The sequence below is a fragment of the Methylogaea oryzae genome, assembly GCF_019669985.1.
Classification (GTDB): Bacteria; Pseudomonadota; Gammaproteobacteria; order Methylococcales; family Methylococcaceae; genus Methylogaea; species Methylogaea oryzae.
Window position 1 is genome coordinate 1,820,373 of record NZ_AP019782.1, and the last position, 20,995, is coordinate 1,841,367.

The window sequence follows — 20,995 nt, forward strand, 5'->3', positions numbered from 1 at the left end:
GTAGCGGTTTTTCGCTAATGCTGGAGCGGTTCGGCTAATGTCTGAACTCGCGACTTGTTCGAGGATCGGCGCTGCCTGCCGCTCGGCCGGTTATTGTGGTTGAAATTTTCCGGCGCATTAATGGGGCGTCTCGCTCCGAGCTCGCGATTGGGACGCGGGTGTTGCTGGCGGCGGGAGTTCGCAGTTTTTCCGAGGTGACTTTCTCAACATTTCGCCTTTTCATGGGCGACGTGCATATGTCGCCCCGATGTCAGGGCGAACGTGGAACCGGTTTAGGTGGTTGCGGCGATTAAACGCTCGATTTGCCGTACGTGCTCGTCGACGGATGCAGGATCGGCTCTGCTTTCTACGTTCAGTCGAAGCAGGGGTTCGGTGTTGGAGCCGCGCAGGTTGAGGCGCCAGTCGGAAAACTCCATGCTGAGTCCGTCGGTATTGTCGATGCGGGGCGCCAAGGGGGCGTAGTGCTCGAGCACTCGGTTGATCGCTTCGGGCTGGCTGGAAACCTTATAGTTGATTTCGCCGCTGCAAGGGTAGGTGGATACGCGCTCGTCGACTAATTGGGACAAGGTTTTTTGTTTTGTGCTCAATAGTTCGGCGACCAGCAGCCAGGGGATCATGCCGCTGTCGCAGTAGGCGAAGTCGCGGAAGTAGTGGTGGGCGCTCATCTCGCCGCCGTATATGGCGTTTTCCGCGCGCATGCGTTCCTTGATGAAAGCGTGGCCGGTTTTGCTCTGAATGGGTACGCCTCCCGCTTGGGTGACTATGTCGATGGTGTTCCAGGTGAGGCGCGGGTCGTGAATGATTTTCTCGCCCGGATGCTTGTGCAGGAACGCTTCGGCCAATAGTCCGACGATGTAATAGCCTTCGACAAACCGGCCTTTTTCGTCGAACAGGAAGCAGCGGTCGAAGTCGCCGTCCCAGGCGATGCCGATATCGGCGCCGTGTTGTTGCACGGCCTCGGCGGTTGCCGCCCGATTTTCGGGCAAAAGCGGGTTGGGGATGCCGTTGGGGAAGTCGCTATCCGGCGCGTGGTGCACCTTGATGAACTCTATGGGCGTGTTCGCGTCGGCAAACCGCTGTTCGATGGCGTCGATGACGTGGCCGGCGGCGCCGTTGCCGGCGTTGACCACGAGCCTGAGCGGCCGTAGCTTGGCCTGGTCGATGTAGCCGAGCAGGTGGTCAACATAGGGTTCCAGAATGGATTGGTGCGTGAGCGCGCCTTGGCGGGCGGCCGGCTGAAAGTCCGCTGTTTCAGCCAGCTTTTGGATGGTCCGCAAGCCGGAATCGCCGCTGATCGGCAGGGCGCCTTTGCCTACGAATTTCATCCCGTTGTAGTCCATGGGGTTGTGGCTGGCGGTAACTTCTATTCCTCCGTCCACGTCGAGGTGGAAGGTGGCGAAATAAATTTCTTCCGTGCCGCTCAGGCCGATGTCGATGACGTCCGCTCCCGCGTCCATCAACCCTTGCGCCAGGGCCTGCTTGAGGGGGGCGCTGGTTTTGCGTACGTCGCTGCCGACAACCACGCGCGCGGCGCCGAGGTATTGCGCATAGGCGCGCCCGATTCGATAGGCGATGTCTTCGTTGAGTTCGTCGCCGAGTTTGCCGCGAACGTCATAGGCTTTAAAGCAGGTTAATTCCGACATTTAGGCGCGCCCGTAATTGTCTTCAAAGCGCACGATGTCGTCTTCGCCGACATAGGCGCCGCTTTGTACTTCGATCATGACCAGGTCGAGCAACCCGGGGTTTTCAAGGCGGTGCTTGCGTCCGGCTTTGATGTAGGTCGATTCGTTGGTGTTGACGATGATTTCGCTGTCTTCGTTCACCACTTTCGCCGTGCCGCTGACCACCACCCAGTGTTCGCTGCGATGGTAGTGCATTTGCAGGCTGAGCCTGGCTCCGGGCTTGACTACGATGCGCTTGATTTTGAAGTCGCTGCCTTCTTCAAGCACGGTATAAGTGCCCCACGGCCGATGCACCGTGCGATGAAGCTGGTGGGTGATGTGTCCTTTGGTTTTCAGTTCCGCGTAGATGTGTTTGACATCCTGCGAGCAGGACTTTTCTGTGACCAAAAGGGCGTCCGGCGTGTCCACGATGATCAGGTCTTCCACGCCGACGGCGGCGACCAGGCGGTCGTTGCTGTGGATGGTGCAGTTACGGCTGCTGTGCAGCAAGGTTTCGCCCTGGGTGCGGTTGCCGTGGGCGTCCGGTTCGTCCAAATCACCTAATGCCGTCCAGGAGCCGATGTCGCTCCAGCCGATATCGCAGGGAACCACGGCGACTTCGCTCGATTTTTCCATGACGGCGTAGTCGATGGACAGTTCCGGAACGCTGGAAAACGTGTTGGAGTCCAGCTCGAGTTGAGTGAAGTCCTTGCCTTCGGCGAGCCTGGATCGCTCAATGCAGCGTTTGGTCTCGGAAAGGATTTCGGGGCAATGCCGCTCCATTTCCTGCAGCATGCTGTTGGCGGAAAAGCAAAACATCCCGGAATTCCAGAGGTAACGGCCGGATGCGAGGTATTCTTGGGCTTTTTCTCGAGAAGGCTTTTCAATGAAGCGAAGCACGTTGTTTCCGTCGGCCTCAATGTAGCCGTAGCCGGTTTCCGGAGCGTTTGGTTGAATGCCGAACGTGACCAGTTTCCCGGTGGCGGCCAATTCGATGCTTGCGAGAACGGCTTTTTGGAAGGCTTCCTGGTCGGCGATGAGGTGGTCGGCTGCGAGAACTAGGACGAGCGTATCCGGTCCGTGGGTTTTAGCGATTTGCAACGCCGCTGCAGCGATCGCCGCCGCGGTATTTCGGCCATAGGGCTCGAGAATAAAAGAGGTTGCGATATTGGTCGCGTTAATCTCGCGGAATTCGTCTTCCGTTTTAAAGAAGAAATCGCGGTTGGTGACCGTTAGTACCGTTTTAACATTCGGTAATTCGGCCCCTCGTAGGAATGCTTTTTGTAGTAAGCTTTGCCCATCCGCCAAGCGGATAAATGGTTTGGGGTGCAGCGCCCGGGAAACCGGCCATAAACGCGAACCTGCGCCGCCGCAAAGAATTACTGGTATTAGTTGCATTTCGCCCCTGGTATAAGCATGCAGTTTAACCTCCTCAGGATATCATAAGCTTGGTATTAGGGCAATTGCGCGGGCGCGGCGAAGGGTAGGGCAAAAGCGGTTTTGGCGTTCGCCGGCCATTTTGATGGGGACGCCTCGGATGAGGCCGCTCCCCAGGTATGAATCGTTGTCGCGGGGCGACGGCGAGTGTCCGCTCCCCAGCGGCGTGCCCTGGTTCGCGGTATCGCCGCGGCGTCGCCGTTTAAGGCTGCAATGGGGTTAGACGGCAAGGTTCAGCGCATCTTCGATGGTTTTTTTGTCGATGACGCCGCTGGCGCGGAAGGTTCGATACAGCATGACGACCAGCCGCGCTTTTTTGGGGGGCGGCAGCGTGGTTCCGGTTTGTTCCAGCATCGTTTCCAGCGTTTCCAGCAAATTTTCCAGCAATCTCGCGTCAATATCGGCCGTGTTCGCTTTGCCGTCGGTGCGGGGCGGCCGAGTGATGGGGTTTTTGTCGCATTTGGGGCATGTGGAACTGAAAAGCGCCTTGGTTATGGCGCCGCCGGGGCCGCCTTTCGATGCGTATTGCCGGCACTCCTCCCGCGTAATAGGCCGTTCGACGAGCAGCGACCGAAACGCCGGGCATTCCACCATCGCCTCCGGTTCGTCCACGCCGAACAGGACGTAATCGACGTCTATCCCCAGGGTCTTGACTGTTTCCAGGTAGCCGGAGTCGGGCTCGGCCTCCCCTAGCTCGTAGTCGGCCTGGGTGCCGCGCGGTATGCCCGCTTGTTCCGCGAGATCGGCTTGAGAAAGCTGAAGCCTCTCTCTCTCCTCTCTCAGTCGCCTGCCGATTGCCATGACTCTGCCTATAGATGAAGCCGCAAACGAATGTCCGTGATGCATATCGATGTATTCGCCGATCAAGGATTATCTATGAGAACACGCAGGATTCGTGCGGCTCAAGATGTTCGTGCCGGCTTCGTCCGCAAATCGCGTCGGCGCCGCGTCTCCGGCTTGGCTGCGGCGGGGCGGGGTGCGAGGTTTCCTGTCGGCAGTCCATGGCTAGGTTCGGGCGGCCGGTCTTTAATGGTCGAAGACCGGCGCGCGCGGCCCGTTAGCGAAGGGGAGGGGCAGGTTTCCCGCCTCTACGGGACGCAAGGCGATTCTGGGCCTACGGGATCGGGTCGCGTCGGCCGGAGCTCGTAGACGGTGCGGGCCGCCTTTGCGGCCTTGACATGGCCGAATCCCGGTTTATTATTAGCACTCACCCGCATCGAGTGCTAATAGCGTTCGGCGACAGCGGAAATTCGTTTACGGATCATCTCAACAGGAGAAGCTATGAAAATTCGTCCCCTGCACGACCGAGTCATTGTTAAGCGTTTGGAAGAAGAGCGGATGACCGCCGGCGGCATCGTCATTCCCGACACCGCCAAAGAAAAGCCCATGCGCGGCGAAGTGCTGGCGGTTGGCAACGGCAAGATTCTCGACGACGGCAGCGTGCGCGCCATGGCCGTCAAGGCCGGCGACAAGGTGCTGTTCGGCAAGTACTCCGGCACCGAGGTGAAGATCGACGGTGAAGAAGTCGTCGTGATGCGCGAAGAAGACATCATGGGCGTCATCGAAGGCTAATAGCCTCCCTTCCTTTTTCCCTGAACAACATTAGGAATTCAACACATGGCAGCAAAAGACGTTAAATTCGGCGACGACGCACGTGTCCGCATGGTGCGCGGTGTAAACATCCTGGCTCACGCGGTGAAAGTGACCCTGGGTCCGAAAGGCCGCAACGTGGTGCTGGAAAAGAGCTTCGGCGCTCCCACCGTGACCAAGGACGGCGTGTCCGTGGCGAAGGAAATCGAACTGAAAGACAAGTTCGAAAACATGGGCGCCCAGATGGTAAAGGAAGTCGCTTCCAAGACTTCCGACGTGGCCGGCGACGGCACCACCACCGCCACCGTGCTGGCCCAGGCCATCATGAACGAAGGCCTGAAGGCGGTTGCCGCCGGCATGAACCCCATGGACCTGAAGCGCGGCATCGACAAGGCCTGCGCCGCCGCTGTGGAAGCCGTGCACGCCATGGCCGTACCCTGCGCCGACAGCAAGGCCATTGCCCAGGTGGGCAGCATCTCCGCCAACTCCGATGAAGACGTGGGCAAGATCATTGCCGACGCCATGGACAAGGTGGGCAAGGAAGGCGTCATCACCGTGGAAGACGGCTCCGGCCTGGAAAACACCCTGGACATCGTCGAGGGTATGCAGTTCGACCGCGGCTACCTGTCGCCGTACTTCATCAACAACCAGCAGACCATGAACGTGGAGCTGGAAAACCCGTTCATCCTGATCTACGACAAGAAGATCTCCAACATCCGCGACCTGCTGCCGACCCTGGAAGCCGTCGCCAAGTCCGGTCGCGCCCTGTTGATCATCGCAGAAGACGTGGAAGGCGAAGCGCTGGCTACGTTGGTGGTGAACACCATGCGCGGCATCTTGAAAGTGGCCGCTGTTAAGGCACCGGGCTTCGGCGACCGCCGCAAGGCTATGCTGGAAGACATCGCCATCCTGACCGGCGGCACCGTGATCGCGGAAGACGTGGGTCTGTCCCTGGAACAAGTGACCTTGGACCTGCTGGGCACCGCCAAGAAGGTACAGATCACCAAGGAAAACACCACGATCATCGACGGCGCCGGCGCCCACGACAAGATCGAAGGCCGCGTAACGCAAATCCGTCGCCAGATCGAAGACACCACTTCCGACTACGACCGCGAAAAGCTGCAAGAACGTCTGGCCAAGCTGGCCGGCGGCGTTGCGGTGATCAAAGTGGGCGCAGCCACCGAAGTGGAAATGAAGGAAAAGAAAGCCCGCGTGGAAGACGCCCTGCACGCTACCCGTGCAGCGGTTGAAGAAGGCATCGTCGCCGGCGGCGGCGTCGCTCTGGTGCGCGCCCTGCAGAAAATCAAGGACCTGAAAGGCGCCAACCACGATCAGGACGTCGGCATCGGCATCCTGCGCCGCGCCATGGAAGAACCGCTGCGTCAGATCGTCGCCAACTGCGGCGACGAGCCGTCCGTGGTGCTGAACAAGGTGTCGGAAGGTACCGGCAACTTCGGCTACAACGCCGCCAGCGGCGAGTTCGGCGACATGATCGCCATGGGCATCCTGGACCCCGCCAAGGTAACCCGCACGGCGCTGCAGAACGCATCGTCCGTAGCCGGCCTGATGATCACCACCGAATGCATGGTGGCGGAAGAACCGAAGACGGAATCCGCCGGCGGCATGGGTGACATGGGCGGTATGGGTGGCATGGGCGGCATGGGCGGTATGATGTAAGCCAGCCCTTAGGCGAAGCCCCGAGATTGCGCCGGGTTTCCGGCGCAGACTCAACGAAAAGCCCCGTCTTCGGACGGGGCTTTTTTTTTGCCGCCGCCAGTCGCAAATTCTGCCGATATTCGGATTCATGGCTGGACGAGGCAAGCGGAGAGTGAGGTTAATCGAATAAGAAATTTTTATGGAGCATGGTAATTAAGATTGGCTTAGCAAATGGCTAAAATGCGCAGTTACATACTAGAGTTGAATGGCGGCCTGACGATCAAGGGGGTGCGTAGGCGCAAATCCGATCTGTCGCACTATAGGGGATGCAGTGGAAGATATGATGTCCTCGAGTCGCCGCGGCACAGCTGCTGTAAAGTGGCTGGGATTAGCTCTCGCATACGCGCTGTTCGCCCGTCTGCTGCTAACCTTTTCCACCGTCAACGGCAACGTCACCATTTTTTGGCCCCCGGGAGGGCTTGCTTTGGCGGCGTTGTTGGCCTGGGGATGGGGGTTCTGGCCGGCGGTGTTTGCTGGGGCAGTCTCTGCCGGATTGTTGGTGGGCGATTCGCCGGCAATTTCCATCTTTTTGGCTGTGGGCAACACGCTGGAAACCCTAGTCGCGTTTTGGCTGCTGCGAAACCGGCTGCGTTTCGACACGGAGTTCGAAACCCCCCAAGACTTTCTCTCCATGACTCTGGCTGGGGGGCTCGCTTCCGCCATCAGCGCCCTGATTGGCTTGGTCACACTGCATGTTTCCGGCTATTTGAGCCCATCAGACCTCCCCGACACGTTCAAGCATTGGTGGCAAGGGGATTTCTTGGGCATTCTGCTTGGCACCCCCTTGTTCCTCATCTGGATGAATTGGCCAGGGAACTGGCGTCAACCTGCTCGCTTCGTGCAAGTTCTGCTGTTCTTTTCTCTGTCGTTTTTAGTCGGGCAGATAATTTTTCTGGATTGGTTCCACGACCTGTTCGGGAATATCGCCCTTGGTTACTGGATGTTTTTGGTCGTGGTGATAGCCACCGTGTACTTCGGGCGACACGGCGCACTGCTAGTGCTCTCCCAGACCGCGGTGCAAGCACTGTTGGGGGCAAGTCTTGGCGTCGGTTTCTTTCGCAACGATGTTGCCCATACGGGTTTGCAAAACTGTTGGTTTTATCTGCTGGTCTTGACCGTGACGGGTATTGCGTTGGCCTTGACTATCAAGGGGCGCAAGGGGGCGGAAGCGGCTCTGCTCCGGCGCGAAGCATACCTTTATGCCCTGGTGGAAGGCACCACCGATGCGGTTTTCGTGAAGGACCGAAGTGGGCATTACCTTTTGTGCAATCAAACGACAGAAAAATTTCTGGGCAAAGGCAGAGAACAGATTATCGGGTTTGACGACAAGAAATTGTTCTCATCGGATGAGGCCCGTCGAATCCAAGCCGAGGATAGGTGGGTCATGGAAGGCGGCATGGTGAAAACCTATGAAGGAGAAGTCACTTCAGCGGATGGAGTCTTGCGCACGTTTCTTTCGACCAAAGGACCGATTTGCGACGAAACAGGGAACGTGATCGGCGTTTTCGGCATTGCACGTGATATTACGGAGCGCAAGCGAGCCGAGGAAAAAGTGCGGATATCGGAGGAGCGGCTGCGGATAAGCCAAACCTATGGCGGGGTGGGCGTATGGGTCAGTGATTTGTTAACCGGCGGCCAGCACTGGTCCGATTCTGTTTACTCCATTTTGGGGTTTCCTCAGGTGCAGAAGCCGTGCTGGGAAGCGTTCATAAACGCGGTGCTCCCAGAGGACAGGGAACGCATCGTCGATGTTTATCAAGCGCACCTTCGAGGAGGCGTTCCGTACGAAGTGGAATACCGCATTACCACCCAGGATGGGAAATTGCGGTGGATGCGCTCTGCGGGACAGGTGGAACGCGACTGCAACGGCGTTCCGGCGCGAATGTGCGGCATCGTACAAGACATCACCGATCGTAAAACTGCCGAAGAGCTGGCGCTGCAAAAGCAACAGCTCTTTAAATTGTTTATTGACTATGCGCCCGCCGCGCTCGCCATGTTCGACCGTGACATGCGCTACCTCGCCGTCAGTCGCCGCTGGCTGGAGGACTACCGCCTTGGGGAGCAGAGCATTTTGGGGCGCTCCCATTACGAAGTTTTTCCCGAAATTCCCGAACGATGGAAAGAGATTCACGCCAGGTGCATGGAGGGAGAAGTTATTCGTTGCGAGTCCGACCCATTTGCGCGGCTTTCCGGCGACATTCAATGGCTTCGCTGGGAAGTACGCCCTTGGTGGAAGGGGGAAGCCGTCGGCGGCATCGTAATCCTGACGGAAGACATCAGCCAGCATAAACAGGCCGAAGATGCGCAGCGCCTGGCCCAGCAGGTGTACGAACACAGCGCCGAGTCCATCCTCGTGACCGAGGCGGACGGAACCATCGTATCGGTGAACCCGGCTTTCACCCGCATAACGGGATATGCGGCGGTAGACGTTTTGGGGAAAAATCCGAGCATCCTTTCCTCCGGCCAGCACCCACCGGGCTTCTATCATGCGATGTGGGAATCCATCCAGACCACCGGGATGTGGGAAGGCGAAATTTGGAACCGGCGCAAGAACGGCGAGCTGTATGTCGAGCGTCTAGCCATCAGCACCATTTTCCTCAGCGATGGAACGCCTTGGAAACGGATAGGGCTGTTTTTCGATATTACTCAGCAGAAAAGCAATGAAGACCTGTTGTGGAAACAGGCCAACCTGGACTTACTCACCGGGCTTCCCAACCGGCGCTTGTTTAGGGATAGGTTGATGCTGGAGATGAGAAAAAGCCAGCGGGCGGGAGTGCCGCTGGGGTTGTTGTTTCTTGACCTCGACCGCTTTAAGGAAGTCAACGAGACCTTGGGGCACGACGTGGGAGATGCCTTGCTCAAGGAGGCAGCCCTTCGCCTCACCAGCTGCGTGCGGGAGACCGATACCGTGGCCCGATTGGGCGGGGATGAATTTACCGTCATCCTGGCGCAGCTGGAAGGGCTTGAAACGCTCGATCGCATCTGTCGGGACATTTTGGAGCGCCTCGGCCAGCCCTATGCATTGGGGTCGGAAACCGCCTACGTTTCCGTCAGCATCGGCATCACCCTCTATCCGGACGACAGCGGGGAGATCGAGCAGCTCGTTAAGAACGCCGAACAAGCCATGTACGCCGCCAAGGCGCAAGGGAAAAACCGGTTTTGCTATTTCACGTCGGTTCTTCAAGAGGCCGCCGAGCAAAGAATGCACCTTGCCAACGAGCTTCGTTTCGCCTTATCCAAGCAACAAATGGAGGTCCATTACCAGCCTATTGTGGAACTCGCCACAGGCGCTATTTACAAGGCTGAGGCGCTGATTCGCTGGAAACATCCTGAAGAAGGCTATATTCCGCCGAGTCGGTTCATTCCCATCGCGGAGGATACCGGCCTCATCCATGACCTGGGCGAGTGGGTGTTCCGTGAGGCGGTGAATCAGGTGAAGCGCTGGCGGGACAGCTTGTGTCCCCGGTTCCAAATTAGCGTCAACAAATCCCCCGTTCAGTTCCGCGACACCAATCCCAGCCGCCATCAATGGAACGCCTACCTGCAAAACCTGAATCTTCCGGGTGAGAGCCTGGTGGTCGAGATCACGGAAGGAATGCTGTTGGACGCTCAGCAATCGATCCAGCAAAAGCTGTTGGGATTCCGCGACGGGGGCGTTCAGGTCGCCATCGACGACTTCGGCACGGGCTATTCCGCCTTGTCCTATCTCAAAAAGTTCGACATCGATTATTTGAAGATCGACCAATCCTTCGTCAAAAACCTTACGCCGGATTCCAGCGATTTGGCGCTGTGTGAAGCTATCGTCGTCATGGCCCACAAGCTAGGCCTGAAGGTGATTGCCGAAGGGGTAGAAACGGAACAGCAACGCGATTTGCTTTTGACCATCGGCTGCGATTACGGCCAGGGCTACCTTTTTGCCCGGCCCATGCCGGCGGGCGAGTTTGAGAACCTTCTGGTCGGACCGGGTTGAATCGAAACGCGACCGTTTCCCGCTAAGCGTTTCTTGAATGGAAGAGCCAAGTAGGGTGGGCGAGCGATAGCTCGCCCACCATTGGCTTGACATCCAAATTTACGCGGCGGTGGGCAGCCTCGCGGCTGCCCACCCTACCTCTCTAAAACGCGATCATTTCCCGCGAAGCGCTTCTTGAATGGAAGCGACCGATCGCAAGCTCAACGCGGCGATGGTCAAGGTGGGGTTGGCGGTGCCGCTGGTGGGAAAGACGCCTGAGCCGGCGATGTACAGATTGGGGTGATCGTGGCTGCGCAACTGGGCATCGACGACGGAGGTCTTGGGGCTTTCCCCCATGCGGGTGGTGCCGATGATGTGTCCTGCGCCTTGGGCGACTTCGGCATGGTGGATGGGGCTGGCGCGCAACCGTTGGAAAATGTCCTGGTGGGCCGCGGTCGCGGCGGCCAGACCTTGTTTCACATAGTCGCTGAGCCGGTAGGCGATGCGCGGCAAGGGCACGCCGTAGTAGTCCCGTTCTTCGTCGTCCAGGCTGATGCGATTGGCGGGGTCGGGTTCTTGTTCGATCAAGGAGGCCATTTGCAAATGGCGCGAGGTTTGATCGGCGATGGCGGCATCCAGCGCCTGGCCGCGATGTCCCTGTTGGATGAGTTCCCGCACGGTTGACAGCGGCGCGCCGGTCGGCCACGACCATCCGTCGTTGCTGATCTGGGTGCGGAAGGCGCCCCGCGTGTTGCGAAACGCTCCATCCCGCAGGTTTTCGATGCCCGAGGTGGAAAGCGGGCCTCGGTAGGGATAAACCGGCTCGGCGCTCAGCGCCCAGGACAGCTGGATGGGATGGTCCATGAGGTTGCGGCCTACCTGGCCGGAGCGGTTGGCGACACCCATGGGCAGGCTGTCGTTACGGGAGGCCAGCAACAGCCGTGGCGTTTCGATGGCATGGCAGGCCAGGACGAAAACCTGGGCTTTCGCGACGCCTGCACTGCGGTCCCATCGCTGGAAGCGCACGGCGGCGATATGCCCTCGGTCGTCCAGGTCCAGTCCGACGGCGGTGCAGCGTTCGTGCAACTCGGCTCCCGCCCGCTGCGCTCGGGCCAGATGCACGGTGGCGTCGTATTTGGCCTGGGTGGGGCAGACGGGGATGCAGCTGGCGTTGCCGCAGCAAGCGATCCTGCCGTCATGGGCGATGGAGTTGCGCGCCTGCGGCGTTGCACGGACTTGGTAGGGCGATCCGGCTAGCGCTTTGGCGAACGTTGCGTCGAGGTAGGTTTGGCCCAGCGCCGGCAATGGAAATGCCGTGCTGCGGGGGGAGTCCAGGTGTTCGTTGGAGTCGCCGGCCACGCCCAGCTCCACTTCCGCCTGGCCGTAATAGGGCTCCAGGTCGGCGTAGGACAGCGGCCAGTCGACGCCTCGCCCATAGCGGCTTTGCAGCTGAAAATCGGCCGGCAGGTAGCGCAGGCAGGTTCCCAGCCAGTGCCAAGTGGTGCCGCCAACCACTTTCAGGTAGGTGCTTTTGAACGTGTCGGGCCCGCTCTGGCGGTACCAGTCGCCCGGTTTGTCGGTGACGGGAAACATGGCCTGGGCGGTGCGAGGATAGGCGCACTCTGGCACTTTGACCAGGGCTTCCCGAAACCGCTGGACCGCCGCCGGCCGATCGACCGATGCGCCGGCTTCCAGTATTGCCACCTTCACCCCGGCGGCGGCCAGTTTCGAGGCGATGAGGCTGCCGGCGATCCCCGATCCGACGATTACCACGTCGGCCTGAATGACGTTGTCCATGGGGTAATACGCCTAAGCGGACGGTGGACGCGACCAGTAATCGGTGGGGCCGCCGCAGGTGCCGGGCGGATGAAGAAACGCGGCGGTTTTCCAAAGCAGGGCGTCATTGAACGTTGCCACGGCAGGCCCTGCCGCCGTCTGGCAGACGCCGGTATACCAAGCCGATACCACCTGGCCGGCCAGGGCGTCGTTCGAGGCGGGATGCAGGTAAAGCCGCGCAAGCTCGCGGCCCAGGCCTCGCCCCTGAAATGCCTTCAGCATGCGAGCGGCCGTCTCCGGATCGAAGTCAGCGGTCGGGCGTCCGGTCAGCCGTGCGGACAGCGCGACAAAGTCCTTGGCACCGAATCCCTTGGCGGAGACGGGCAGCGGCAGCATGGCCAGCGCGGCCATGGCGCTGGCCGCTTTCAGCAGGGTTCGGCGTTGTCTATCCATGGGCTTGCCTGTTCTTAAGGAAATGGCGTAGGGACAAGATCGCTTGCTGCTTTAGCGTCGGCGTTTCCGGCTCCTTCGTCCTCAGGTGACGAAGTCGCTAAGGCTGCGGGCTTTATTGCTGCGCCGCTTTGAGGTGCGCGACGGCTTGTTTGGCGTGTTCGGCGGCGACATCCGAATGGTGCATCTTGCTGTGTTCGATCGCGGTTTTCAGATGGTTTACGGCTTCTTCCAGGTGCGGGTTCGGATGATGCTGATTGGCCGCTTGGGCGTGTTTGATGGCTTCTTCGGCATGCTCGGCCGACAGGCTGGGATGCCGCGCTTCGCCGTGGCTGATCGCGGTGCCGGCGACTTCCAGCGCCCGCGCGAGGTGGGCGCTGTATTCGTCGGCGGCATAGGCGAGTCCGTAGGCGCTCAATAGCAATCCTGCAAATGCGTTGATTTTGGTATTCATAAGTCGTCGGTGCGGCATAGGGGCGGGATTACGTCCTACGCGCGGATTGCGGGGTATGAGTTAAAGCAGCTTGATCTGAGTGGCGATAACGGCGATGGCCGCCATCATCATGGCGCCCAATTTGATGATGAGTCGGTATTCCACTCGAGCAGATCGGTTTTGGTCGCCAGCCCGGCTTCCCAATGGGCCTCTCGAAAGGCGTCCGCTTGGTTTTCCGGTATGCCGGATTCCTTGAGCGTGCGGATGGATTCGTGCGTGTCGAAGGTCATGGTAGCCATTGGATCGGTTGCTGCCACTGCAGCGTCAGGGAGGCTTTTCGAAGCATACGCGCCGAATTTGCGGCATGTCAATTTGCGGGCGGGCGAAACGCGCCCTTGGCGTGCCGAGCCCCCGCACGGGGTCCGGGGGCTATTCGGTGCGGGTTGCCGGCGCCCGCGGCGGAATCGCTGCGCGTTCCGCCCTGCGGGGCCGGGGGAAACGATGGGCGCTTATTCCACCACTTGGAATTCGCTCATCATGCCCATGTCTTCGTGCTCCAGGTTGTGGCAGTGGTACATGAACAGGCCGGTGTAGTCCTGGAACGGCTTGATTAAGGTGACTTTTTCGCCGGGCATGACCAGCACGGTGTCCTTCAAGCCGCTGTCGACGAAGCCTTCGCGCACGGTGGCGTAGGCTTCGGCGTCGACGCCTTCCGTGTGGCGCTTGAGGATTTGGAACTGCTGGCCGTGCAGGTGGATGGGGTGGGCCATGCTCATCATGCTGCCCATTCCGCCCATGCCCCCCATGCCGCCGCCTTGGCCGCCGGAGCCGTGTTCCGTGCCGCCACCGCCTTGGTTGTCGCCGCCGTGCTGCATGCCGCCCATCATTCCCATCATGCCCATGCCGCCGCCTTGCTGGCCGGAGCCATGGTTCATGCCGCCCATGCCGCCGCCGCCATGCTCCTGCTTTTGGCCGGAGCCGTTGCTGCCGTGTCCGCCTTCGCTGCCGTGGGCGTGGAAGATTTCCATCAGCTGGAAAGTGTTGAGTTTGATTTTCTCGAAGTCCTGCACCTCGCCCATTTTGTAGGGGCGGCCGTTAAGCGTCATGGACATGTGGCCTTCGGCGATGGCTAGCGGCACCGGCTTGTTGGGGTTGGCGACGTCGCCGAGTTGGTAGTGCCTGATGGTGGAGAGCTGTGTGGGCAGCTTCGGGCTGTCGCTCACTTGGCGGGTAACGCGGATTTTGAATACCGGGTAGTCGCTGCCCACCGGCAGGTTCATGTGGGGCATGTTCATCATGCCGCCCATGCCGCCGCCTCCCATCATGCCCTTGCTGCCGCCGTGGCCCATGCCGCCCATCATTCCCATTCCACCCATCATGCCGTGGCCTTTTTCGCCGCCGGCGTTTTCACCCTTGTGGCCGCTGAGCATGCGTTCCGCCATGGCCGGCAAAACGCCGTGGAAGGGTTTGCTGCGCATGACCAGCTCGCTGCCGACGGCGCGGCCGCTGAAGTCGGCCCACAGGTCCAAGCGTTCGCCCGGCGCCAGCATGACGTAGGGACGGGTTTCCGGCTTCTCCAGCAGGCCGCCGTCGTTGCCGATGACGGTGATGGGCGTGCCGTCGTCCCAGCCCAGCTTGTAGATGCGGGCGTTGGATCCGTTCACCAGGCGCAGCCGGTAGGCGCGGCTCGCCACTTCGAAATGGCTGTGGACGGCGCCGTTGATGAGGATGCGGTCGCCGTGGAAGCCGGTCATGCGTTCCATGGGCATGGAGACGTAGACCAATTGATTGGAGGCGTCGAAGGCGCGGTCCTGGATCACCACCGGCAGGTCGAATTCGCCGCCGGGCAGGCCGAGTTTCTGTTCTTCCTCGTCGGTGACGATGATGCCGCTGGCCAGGCCCTGATAGACCTGCTCGGCGGTTTGCTCGTGAGCGTGGGAGTGGTAAATGCAGGTGCCGGCCCGGTTCATCACCTCGAATTCGTAAACGTAGGTTTCGCCTTGCTTGACCGCGTACATGGGATGGCCGTCGGCCAACGCCGGCACGTGCAGGCCGTGCCAGTGGACGATGGACGGGTCTTTCATCTCGTTGCGGTAGTGGATGCGGACTTTCTGGCCTTTGTGCAGGCGCAGCACCGGGCCCAGGTAGCTGCCGGGAATGTCGGCGATGCAATTGGCCGGGCCTTTCAGCACCGTGGCGAAGTACTTTTGCAGCCGGGTGCGGGTGCCGGGCAGGATGGGGAACATGACGTCGCGGGACACCATTTCGATTTCCACGTCGGGGCGGAAACCGGGCGTAGCGCGGCTCAAGGCGGGGCCGGTCATGGCCCTGGCCAAGCCGGGGATGCCCGAGGAGGCGATTAGGCCCATGCCGGCCAGTTGCAGGAAGCGGCGGCGTTGCGAGTTGTGGCGGTGGTCCATGGCGTGCATTACCTCTCTCGGTATGTTTTTAGGTATGGAACAGGCCCGCGTTTTTGGGAAACGTCTGGTCGCCCATTCCGTCCGGCGGTGCCGAATCAATCAGCACTTCCTTAAATTGTAAGTGTAGCCAATTCAGCGCTGACAGGTAGGGCAAAAAAACGTCGAGCGCTGGCCCAGCCGCAGGCAGCGCACGGCCGCGCCGCAAGCGGGGCAGGGCAGGCCTTCGCGGCCGTAGACGTTGAGGGTTTGCTGGAAGTAGCCCGGCTGGCCGTGGCCGTTGACGAAATCGCGCAGGGTGGTGCCGCCTTGACGGATGGCTTCGGCAAGCACCGCTTTGATCGTTTCGCCCAGGCGTCGGTAACGCGCCCGGCTGATGCCGCCGGCGGCCTTGCGCGGATCGATGCCGGCGCGGAACAGGGCTTCGCTGGCGTAGATGTTGCCGACGCCGACGACGATTTTGCTGTCCATGATGAACAGCTTCACCGCCATGGAGCGATTTTCCGCCAGCTTGTGCAGGTGGTCGCCGTCGAAAGCGTCGTCCAGCGGTTCCGGGCCTAGGGACGCCAGGAGGGGATGGGCTTCCGACGCGTCGGCGGTCCAGACCATGGCGCCGAAGCGGCGCGGGTCGTGGTAGCGTAGGACGGCCCCGGACGAGAGGCACAGGTCGATGTGATCGTGTTTCTTCAGCGGCTCGTCGGGCTGCGCCAGCCGCAAGCTGCCGGACATGCCCAGGTGGGCGATGAGGGTGCCGTGGCGGAAGCCGAACAGCAGGTATTTGCCGCGCCGCTTGAGGCTATGCGCGGTTTCGCCTTGCAATAGGGCGGGGAGGTCGCCGGGCACGGGCCAGCGTAGCCGGCTTTCGCGCACCAGGACTTGGGTAACGGTTTGGCCGACCAAATGGGGCGCCAAGCCGAGGCGGGTGGTTTCAACTTCCGGTAATTCAGGCATGGCGGTATTGTAAGGCCGCATTGGTCATTTCGAGCGAATGGATAGGAGGCATGGGCGTGGCGAAAAGCGGGGCGGCGGTGCGGTTCGGCATCGACTTGGGCGGCACCAAGGTGGAAATCATGGCGTTGGATCCGGCGGGCAACGAGATTTACCGTCGGCGGGCGGCCACCCCGGCCCGTGATTACGCCGCCACCGTGGCGGCGGTGGCCGATTTGGTGCGGCAAGCGGAAAGCGACTTGGGCGCGACCGGCACGGTGGGTATCGGCACGCCGGGGGCGGTGTCCAAGGCGACGGAGCGCATGAAAAACTGCAATTCCACCTGCCTCAACGGCCAACCCCTGCCGGCGGATTTGGAGGCCGCCCTGAGCCGGCCGGTGCGCCTGGCCAACGACGCCGATTGCTTCGCCCTGTCGGAGGCCACCGACGGCGCGGCGGCGGGTGCGGCCAGCGTGTTCGGCGTGATCCTCGGCACCGGTGTGGGCGGCGGCATCGTGGTCCACGGGCGTTTATTGTCGGGACCCAACGCCATCGCCGGGGAGTGGGGGCACAATCCGCTGCCCTGGCCGGCGGTGGCGGAGTTGCCGGGGCCGGCCTGTTATTGCGGGCGCCACGGCTGCATCGAAACCTATTTGTCGGGGCCGGGTTTGAGCCGGGATTGCGCCCTTTCCGGCGGCGATCCGCTTTCCGCCGCCGACATCGTCGCTCGCGCCGGGGCCGGCGACGCCGCTTGCGAGGCCGCGATGGCGCGTTACGAAAACCGCTTGGCGCGGGCTTTGGCCCATATCGTCAATATTCTCGACCCGGAAGTGATCGTGCTGGGCGGCGGTCTGTCCAACTGCGCCAGGTTCTACGCCAACGTGCCGAAGCTGTGGGGCGAATACGTCTTCTCCGACCGGGTCGACACGGTCCTGGTGCCGCCCAAGTTCGGCGACTCCAGCGGCGTGCGCGGCGCGGCGTGGTTGTGGAGCGATTAGCGCCTAGCGGCGGATTCGAGTCCGGCCTGTTACAATGGCCTCCTTCTTCGGCAGTTTTCCCTTCTCATCTATCGTGCGTATCGCACTCGGCATCGAATACGACGGCAGCGCTTTTTCCGGCTGGCAGTGGCAGGACGGGCCGCGCAGCGTCCAGGCTTGCGTGGAGGCGGCGGTCTCCAAGGTGGCGGATCACCCGGCCAGCGTGATCTGCGCCGGCCGTACCGATACCGGGGTGCACGCGCTGGAACAGGTGGCTCACTTCGATACCGACGCCAAGCGGGAGTTGCGCGGCTGGCTGATGGGCATCAATACCGCGCTGCCCGAGGACGTGCGGGTGCTGTGGGCCAAGCCGGTGGACGACCGCTTCCACGCCCGCTACAGCGCCATCGCCCGCTTTTACCGCTACGTCATCCTCAATCGCCCGGTCAGATCGGCGCTGGAGCGGCGGCGGGTGACCTGGGTTTACCACCCCATGGACGAGGCCCGTATGCAGTTGGCCGCCGAGCACTTGATAGGGGAACACGATTTCAGCGCCTACCGCGCCTTGGGCTGCCAGTCCAAGAGCCCGAGGCGGCGCATGTATTTCATCCATGTTTACCGCCGGGAAGACCGGGTGATCGTCGATATTTCCGCCAATGCTTTCCTGCACCACATGGTGCGCAACATTGTCGGCGTGTTGATCGCGGTGGGCATCGGCAAGCAAGAGCCGGAGTGGGCCAAGGCGGTGTTGGAATCCCGCGACCGCAGCCAGGGCGGCGTGACCGCGCCGCCGGACGGCTTGTATTTCGGCGGCGTGGCTTATCCGGCGGAATTCGGTTTGGCGCGCCACCCGGTGCTGGATCGCTTGCCCGCCGACGCTTGCCGTTATACCGGCGATCCCGCCGATTCCGTCTTGCATGAGCTGGCCGGCGAGGAGGTGGTGGAATGAGCCAAGTTGGTGCGCCGAATGGGGTTGCCTGGGCGCCGGAAAGGAAATCGTCATATCCCTGGCGGCGAACTCGGGTTAAAATTTGCGGCTTTACCAGGCCGCAGGATGCGGCGGCGGCGGCGGCCTTGGGCGCCGACGCGTTGGGGCTGGTGTTTTATCCGCCCAGCCCGCGCGCCGTGACCGTCGCCCAGGCCCAGGCCGTGGTGGCGGCTTTGCCGCCTTTCGTGACGGTGGTGGCGTTGTTCGTGGACGAGCAGGAAGAGGCGGTTCGCGACGTGCTGGCCAACGTGCGGGTGGACTTGCTGCAATTCCACGGCGACGAATCGCCGGAATATTGCCGCGGTTTCGGGCGGCCTTACATGAAGGCCATTCGCATGGCGGAAGGCGTGGATTTGGCGCAAGTGGCCTGGCGCTACCACGATTCGGCCGGTTTGCTGCTGGACGCCTGGCATCCCGACGCCAAGGGCGGCACCGGCGCGGCATTCGACTGGGAGCGCGTTCCGGCCCAGTGTTCCCTGCCCATCGTGCTGGCCGGCGGTTTGACGCCGGACAACGTGCGGCAGGCCTTGGCGGTTGCCCGTCCCTACGCGTTGGATGTGAGCAGCGGCGTGGAATCGGCCAAGGGCATCAAAGATTTCGATAAAATGGCGGCGTTTCTCAACGAGGTGTATGAATTTGAGCGCACAGGTTAAGCAGGCATCCGGACCCTACAACTGGCCGGACAAGCGGGGCCACTTCGGGCCTTATGGCGGCGTTTTCGTGGCTGAAACCCTGATGCATGCCATCGGCGAGTTGAAGGACGCTTACGAGCATTACACGAAAGACCCGGCCTTCCTGGCCGAGCTGGACCAGGACCTCAAGCACTACGTGGGCCGTCCGTCCCCCATCTACCATGCCGAGCGTCTCAGCCGCGAGCTGGGCGGCGCGCAGATTTACCTGAAGCGCGAGGATCTCAACCATACCGGCGCGCACAAGGTGAACAACACCGTCGGCCAGGCCCTGTTGGCCAAGCGCATGGGCAAGACCCGCATCATCGCCGAAACCGGCGCCGGCCAGCACGGCGTGGCCACCGCCACGGTGGCGGCCCGCTTGGGTCTGGAGTGCGTGGTGTACATGGGCTCGGTGGACGTGGCGCGCCAGGCGCAGAACGTTTACCGCATGAAGTTGCTGGGCGCGACGGTGGTGCCGGTGGAGTCCGGTTCCAAAACCCTCAAGGATGCGCTCAACGAAGCCATGCGCGATTGGGTTACCAACATCGACAACACTTTCTACATCATCGGCACGGTGGCCGGTCCCCACCCGTATCCCGCCATGGTGCGCGACTTCCAGGCCATCATCGGCCGCGAGTCCAAGCAACAGATGACCGAGATGACCGGCCGGCTGCCCGATGCCCTGGTGGCCTGCGTGGGCGGCGGCTCCAACGCCATCGGCCTGTTCCACCCGTACATCGACGACGCCCAAGTGGCCATGTACGGCGTGGAAGCGGCCGGCGACGGCATCGAAACCGGCCGCCATTCGGCGCCGCTGAGCGCCGGACGGCCCGGCGTGCTGCACGGCAACCGCACCTATCTGATGGAAGACGACGACGGCGAAATCATCGAAACCCATTCCGTGTCCGCCGGCCTGGATTATCCGGGCGTCGGTCCGGAGCACGCCTGGCTGAAAGACATCGGCCGCGCCAATTACGTCAGCATCACCGACGACGAGGCCTTGGAGGCGTTCCACACGCTGACGCGCAAGGAAGGCATCATCCCCGCCTTGGAGTCCAGCCACGCGGTGGCTTACGCCATGAAGCTGGCGCCCACCCTGGGCAAAGAGAAAACCGTGCTGGTCAACCTGTCCGGGCGCGGCGACAAAGACATCCACACCGTAGCCCAGCGGGGAGGCATCCAACTGTGAGTCGCCTGACTTCCACTTTCGAAAACCTGGCTCGCCAGGGCCGCAAGGCGCTGATTCCGTTCATCACCGCCGGCGATCCGACGCCGGGCTTCACCGTGCCCATGATGCACGCCATGGTGGCGGCCGGCGCCGACATCATTGAGCTGGGCGTGCCGTTTTCCGATCCCATGGCCGACGGCCCGGTGATCCAAAAGGCCAGCGAGCGCGCTTTGGCCCACCACATGAGCCTGCGCAAGACCATGGACATGGTGGCCGAATTCCGCCGCTTGGACGACACCACGCCCGTCGTGCTGATGGGCTACCTCAACCCGGTGGAAGTGATGGGCTACGCGGCTTTCGTCGAACGGGCCAAGGCCGTGGGCGTGGACGGCGTGCTGACGGTGGACATGCCGCCGGAAGAGGCGGGCGACTTCCTGCCCATGTTGAAGGAAGCCGGCATCGATCCCATCTTCCTGCTGGCTCCGACCAGCACCGCCGAGCGGATTGCGCGGGTGGACGAAGTGGGCAGCGGTTACGTCTATTACGTCTCCCTCAAGGGCGTGACCGGCGCGGGCAACCTGGACCTGGCCGACGTGGAGGAGAAGCTGGCTGAAATCCGCCGCCATACCCAGCTGCCGCTCGGCGTGGGCTTCGGCGTGAAAAACGCCGAGACGGCGGGAGCGCTGAGCCGCGTGGCCGACGCCGTGGTGGTGGGGAGCGCGTTGATCTCCGTCATCGAGCAAAATCCGACGCTCGCCGCGAGCGAGTTGTCCAATCAGATCAGCGACCTGTTGCGCGCCATGCGCGCCGCAATGGACGCTACACGCTAAGAGGA

General features: G+C 61.6%; 17 protein-coding genes. 8 read left to right on the plus strand and 9 right to left on the minus strand.

The features are described from left to right. Nucleotides 1-272: 272 nt before the first annotated feature. The 3 genes from K5607_RS08255 to K5607_RS08265 all read right to left on the minus strand — a co-directional run bounded on the left by K5607_RS08255 (nucleotide 273) and on the right by K5607_RS08265 (nucleotide 3,965). Nucleotides 273-1,643 carry a phosphohexomutase domain-containing protein gene (locus K5607_RS08255; protein WP_221048779.1) on the minus strand — a complete coding sequence of 457 codons (1,371 nt, stop codon included), beginning with the start codon at nucleotides 1,641-1,643 and terminating at the stop codon, nucleotides 273-275. Next, a complete protein-coding gene (locus K5607_RS08260; RefSeq protein ID WP_054772577.1) occupies nucleotides 1,644-3,059 on the minus strand; it encodes a mannose-1-phosphate guanylyltransferase/mannose-6-phosphate isomerase in 1,416 nt (471 codons plus the stop codon). Between the two features lie 258 nt (nucleotides 3,060-3,317). Continuing rightward, complete coding sequence (locus K5607_RS08265) at nucleotides 3,318-3,965, minus strand: helix-turn-helix domain-containing protein (RefSeq protein WP_156302239.1); 648 nt, start codon at nucleotides 3,963-3,965, stop codon at nucleotides 3,318-3,320. Nucleotides 3,966-4,379: 414 nt separating this feature from the next. Here K5607_RS08265 and groES point away from each other — a divergent pair, with 414 nt between their 5' ends. From groES to K5607_RS08280, 3 genes are all read left to right on the plus strand, one after another. Beyond that, a complete protein-coding gene (gene groES, locus K5607_RS08270; RefSeq protein ID WP_054772575.1) occupies nucleotides 4,380-4,670 on the plus strand; it encodes a co-chaperone GroES in 291 nt (96 codons plus the stop codon). Nucleotides 4,671-4,715: 45 nt separating this feature from the next. Continuing rightward, entirely contained in the window at nucleotides 4,716-6,365 is a 1,650-nt protein-coding gene (gene groL / locus K5607_RS08275) for a chaperonin GroEL (protein ID WP_221048780.1), read from the plus strand. A gap of 319 nt (nucleotides 6,366-6,684) precedes the next feature. After that, nucleotides 6,685-10,374, plus strand: coding sequence for a bifunctional diguanylate cyclase/phosphodiesterase (locus K5607_RS08280; RefSeq protein WP_246599014.1), 3,690 nt, complete (start codon nucleotides 6,685-6,687; stop codon nucleotides 10,372-10,374). Nucleotides 10,375-10,527: 153 nt separating this feature from the next. Here K5607_RS08280 and K5607_RS08285 read toward each other — a convergent pair whose 3' ends face one another. From K5607_RS08285 to mutM, 6 genes are all read right to left on the minus strand, one after another. Beyond that, on the minus strand, nucleotides 10,528-12,150 hold the full coding sequence (locus tag K5607_RS08285; RefSeq protein WP_221048781.1) for a GMC family oxidoreductase: 1,623 nt from the start codon (nucleotides 12,148-12,150) through the stop codon (nucleotides 10,528-10,530). Between the two features lie 12 nt (nucleotides 12,151-12,162). Beyond that, on the minus strand, nucleotides 12,163-12,582 hold the full coding sequence (locus tag K5607_RS08290) for a sugar dehydrogenase complex small subunit (protein ID WP_054772573.1): 420 nt from the start codon (nucleotides 12,580-12,582) through the stop codon (nucleotides 12,163-12,165). A gap of 112 nt (nucleotides 12,583-12,694) precedes the next feature. Further along, nucleotides 12,695-13,033 carry a small metal-binding protein SmbP gene (gene smbP / locus K5607_RS08295; RefSeq protein WP_054772572.1) on the minus strand — a complete coding sequence of 113 codons (339 nt, stop codon included), beginning with the start codon at nucleotides 13,031-13,033 and terminating at the stop codon, nucleotides 12,695-12,697. A gap of 107 nt (nucleotides 13,034-13,140) precedes the next feature. Beyond that, the gene (locus tag K5607_RS08300; RefSeq protein ID WP_246598991.1) at nucleotides 13,141-13,311 is read right to left on the minus strand and encodes a hypothetical protein; all 171 of its coding nucleotides are present in this window, start codon (nucleotides 13,309-13,311) and stop codon (nucleotides 13,141-13,143) included. 210 nt (nucleotides 13,312-13,521) lie between these two features. Then, entirely contained in the window at nucleotides 13,522-15,432 is a 1,911-nt protein-coding gene (locus K5607_RS08305) for a multicopper oxidase family protein (RefSeq protein ID WP_221048905.1), read from the minus strand. Nucleotides 15,433-15,564: 132 nt separating this feature from the next. Then, nucleotides 15,565-16,380 (minus strand): bifunctional DNA-formamidopyrimidine glycosylase/DNA-(apurinic or apyrimidinic site) lyase, encoded by an 816-nt coding sequence (gene mutM / locus K5607_RS08310; RefSeq protein WP_221048782.1) that lies wholly within the window; start codon nucleotides 16,378-16,380, stop codon nucleotides 15,565-15,567. Between the two features lie 50 nt (nucleotides 16,381-16,430). On the opposite strand from mutM, the gene K5607_RS08315 reads away from it, so the two are divergent. The 5 genes from K5607_RS08315 (at nucleotide 16,431) to trpA (ending at nucleotide 20,990) form a co-directional block, all read left to right on the plus strand. Further along, the gene (locus K5607_RS08315) at nucleotides 16,431-17,354 is read left to right on the plus strand and encodes an ROK family protein (RefSeq protein WP_221048783.1); all 924 of its coding nucleotides are present in this window, start codon (nucleotides 16,431-16,433) and stop codon (nucleotides 17,352-17,354) included. A 73-nt stretch (nucleotides 17,355-17,427) separates the two neighbouring features. Continuing rightward, nucleotides 17,428-18,282 (plus strand): tRNA pseudouridine(38-40) synthase TruA, encoded by an 855-nt coding sequence (gene truA / locus K5607_RS08320; protein WP_054774971.1) that lies wholly within the window; start codon nucleotides 17,428-17,430, stop codon nucleotides 18,280-18,282. Next, nucleotides 18,279-18,974 carry a phosphoribosylanthranilate isomerase gene (locus K5607_RS08325; RefSeq protein WP_221048784.1) on the plus strand — a complete coding sequence of 232 codons (696 nt, stop codon included), beginning with the start codon at nucleotides 18,279-18,281 and terminating at the stop codon, nucleotides 18,972-18,974. Before truA ends, K5607_RS08325 begins: the two co-directional genes overlap by 4 nt. Beyond that, nucleotides 18,952-20,181, plus strand: coding sequence for a tryptophan synthase subunit beta (gene trpB / locus K5607_RS08330; RefSeq protein ID WP_221048785.1), 1,230 nt, complete (start codon nucleotides 18,952-18,954; stop codon nucleotides 20,179-20,181). The genes K5607_RS08325 and trpB overlap by 23 nt, the downstream gene beginning before the upstream one ends. Then, a complete protein-coding gene (gene trpA, locus K5607_RS08335) occupies nucleotides 20,178-20,990 on the plus strand; it encodes a tryptophan synthase subunit alpha (RefSeq protein WP_054774515.1) in 813 nt (270 codons plus the stop codon). Before trpB ends, trpA begins: the two co-directional genes overlap by 4 nt. Nucleotides 20,991-20,995: the final 5 nt, after the last annotated feature.